Source organism: Variovorax sp. 20P10.2.4 (assembly GCF_058244205.1).
In genome coordinates this window covers 1-2,568 of the sequence record NZ_JBZAYE010000853.1, presented here as the reverse complement: position 1 = coordinate 2,568, position 2,568 = coordinate 1, and the positions used below count along the sequence as shown (strand labels likewise).

General features: G+C 72.2%; 3 protein-coding genes. All 3 read right to left on the bottom strand.

From position 1 onward, the window contains the following. Nucleotides 1–57 precede the first annotated feature (57 nt). A complete protein-coding gene (locus AC27VN_RS38525; protein ID WP_490880073.1) occupies nucleotides 58–1,038 on the bottom strand; it encodes an NADPH:quinone oxidoreductase family protein in 981 nt (326 codons plus the stop codon). After that, complete coding sequence (locus tag AC27VN_RS38520; RefSeq protein WP_490880072.1) at nucleotides 1,035–2,276, bottom strand: CaiB/BaiF CoA transferase family protein; 1,242 nt, start codon at nucleotides 2,274–2,276, stop codon at nucleotides 1,035–1,037. Before AC27VN_RS38520 ends, AC27VN_RS38525 begins: the two co-directional genes overlap by 4 nt. 11 nt (nucleotides 2,277–2,287) lie before the next feature. Beyond that, the coding region (locus AC27VN_RS38515; RefSeq protein ID WP_490880071.1) for a MaoC/PaaZ C-terminal domain-containing protein at nucleotides 2,288–2,568 on the bottom strand (281 nt) is incomplete at its 5' end.

Here is a 2,568-nt window from a genome sequence, read left to right as displayed (position 1 = left end):
ATCGCGGCGCGCCCCACCACGCCGAGCGCGCCCACCACCAGCACCTTGTCCATGGCCTCAGTCCTCCGTGGTCAGCACGACCTTGCCGTGCACGCGGCGCTGCACCAGGTCGTCGAGCGCATCGGCCGCGCGCTCGAGCGGATAGCGCGCCGAGACATGCGGCCGCAGCCGCCCGTCGCCGACCCATTGCATCAGTTCGCGCAGGTTGGCGGCATTGCGCTCGGGCTCGTTGCGCGTGAAGGCGCCCCAGAACACGCCGAGCACCGCGCAGCCCTTGAGCAGCGGCAGGTTCAGCGGCAGGCTCGGGATGCGGCCGGCCGCGAAGCCCACCACCAGGAAGCGGCCGCGCCAGGCCATGCCGCGCAGCGCGGGCTCGCTGTAGTCGCCGCCGACCGGGTCGTAGACCACGTCGACGCCGCGGCCGCCGGTCAGGGCCTTGATGCGTTCGCGCAGGTCCTCGGCGGTGTAGTCGATCAGTTCGTCGGCGCCATGGTCGCGGCACACGGCGAGCTTGGCCGGGCTCGAGGCCGCCGCGATCACGCGCGCGCCTATCGCCTTGCCGAGTTCCACCGCCGCCAGGCCCACGCCGCCCGCGGCGCCGAGCACCAGCAGCGTCTCGCCGGGCTGCAGCACGGCGCGGTCCTTCAGCGCATGGTGCGAGGTGCCGTAGGTGAGCGTGAAGGCCGCGGCGGTCGCGAAGTCCATGCCATCGGGCATCGGCAGCGTGCGCGCGGCCTCGGCCACCACTTCCTCGGCATAGCCGCCCCAGGTGGTGGCGGCGATCACGCGGTCGCCGGGCTTGAACTGCGTGACGCCTTCGCCCACCGCCTTGACGATGCCGGCGACCTCGCCGCCGGGCGAGAACGGCAGCTCGGGCTTGAACTGGTACTGGCCCTGGATGATCAGCGTGTCGGGAAAGTTGACGCCGCAAGCCTTGACCGACACCACCAGCCGGCCCGGGCCCGCCACGGGCGAGGGCACCTCCTCCACCACCAGCGAGGAGGGCGGCCCGAACTGCTTGCAGAGCACCGCCCTCATGGCCGTTCCCCCTGCGCGATCGCGCCCTCGGCGCCCAGCTCGGCGAGTTCGGTGTCGCCGACCGCGAGCAGCTCGCGCAGCACCTCGTGCGTGTGCTGGCCCAGCAGCGGCGGCGGCCGCTTGTACTCGACCGGCGTGGCCGAGAAGTTGAGCGGATTGGCCACCACCGACAGCGAGCCCGACAGCGGATGCTCGATCTCGCGCACCATCGCGCGATGCCGGATCTGCGGATCGTCGAACACCTGGCGGAAGTCGTTGATCGGCCCGCTGGGCACGTTGGCTTCGCGCAGCAGCGGCAGCCAGTGGGCGAGCGGCTGCCGGCGCAAGATGTCGGCGATCGCCGGAACCAGCGCCTCGCGGTTCGCCACGCGTTCGGGCGTGGTCGCGAAGCGCGGGTCGGCCGGCCACTCGGGATGGCCGAGCACGCGCGCGAGCGAGACGAACTGCGAGTCGTTGCCCACGGCGATCATCATCGGCCCGTCGGCGCAGGCGAAGTCCTGGTAGGGGCAGGTCAGCTGCGAGCGGATGCCCACGCGCTGCGGCAACTGGCCGGCCACCAGGTAGCTCATCGCCATCGAGGAGGTGGCGGCCACCTGCGCGTCGAGCAGCGCGAGGTCGATGTACTGGCCCACGCCGCTGACCGTGTCGCGGTGGTGCAGCGCGGCCAGGATGCCGATGGTGGCGTAGAAGCCCGCGGTGGTGTCCGACACCGGGTAGCCCGCGCGCTGCGGTCCCGCGCCGGGCTCGCCGTCGGGAATGCCGGTCAGGCTCATCACGCCGCTCATCGACTGGAAGATCAGGTCGTACCCCGGCATCGCGCTGTAGGGACCCGACTGGCCGAAGCCGCTGATCGAGCAATACACCAGCTTGGGATTGACGCGCGCCAGCGAGGCGTGGTCGAGCCCGTAGCGCGCGAGGTCGCCGGCCTTGAAGTTCTCCACCACCACGTCGGCGCAGGCCGCGAGCCGGCGGATCAGCCGCTGGCCCGAGGGCTTGGCCATGTCGATGGCGATCGAGCGCTTGCCGCGGTTGAGCGCGAGGAAGGTCGAGCGCTCCTGCGTCTCGCCGCCCGCGCGGTCCTTGAGGCGCGCGCCCTGCTGGCGCACGTCGTCGCCGATGCCGGGGCGTTCGACCTTGATCACGTCGGCGCCGAAGTCGGCGAGCATCTGCGTGGCCCAGGGGCCCGAGAGCACGCGGCTCAGGTCGAGCACGCGGATTTTCGAAAGCAGTCCACTCATCGGGTGTGTCCTCAGGCGGTTTCGAGATGGCCGTTGTCGATGACCACGGCGCCGCGCGCGGGCACGCTGGCGCGGAAGGCGGCGCGGGTCGGTCCCTCGCGCCAGAGTTCGAGCCGCACCGTCTCGCCGGGGAACACGGGCGAGGAGAAGCGCCCGCCCATCTCGCGCAGCGCGGCGGGATCGCCGTCGCACCAGCGCTTGACGATGCCGTGGCCCGCCACGCCGAAGGTCGCGAGGCCATGCAGGATCGGGCGCGCGAAGCCGGCCTCGCGCGCGATCGCCGGCACCGCAT

What these genes read in the sequence shown, in the direction of transcription:
- AC27VN_RS38525 (WP_490880073.1), bottom strand. Translation starts at nt 1,038, where the DNA reads ATGAGGGCGGTGCTCTGCAAGCAGTTCGGGCCGCCCTCCTCGCTGGTG.
- AC27VN_RS38520 (WP_490880072.1), bottom strand. Translation starts at nt 2,276, where the DNA reads ATGAGTGGACTGCTTTCGAAAATCCGCGTGCTCGACCTGAGCCGCGTG.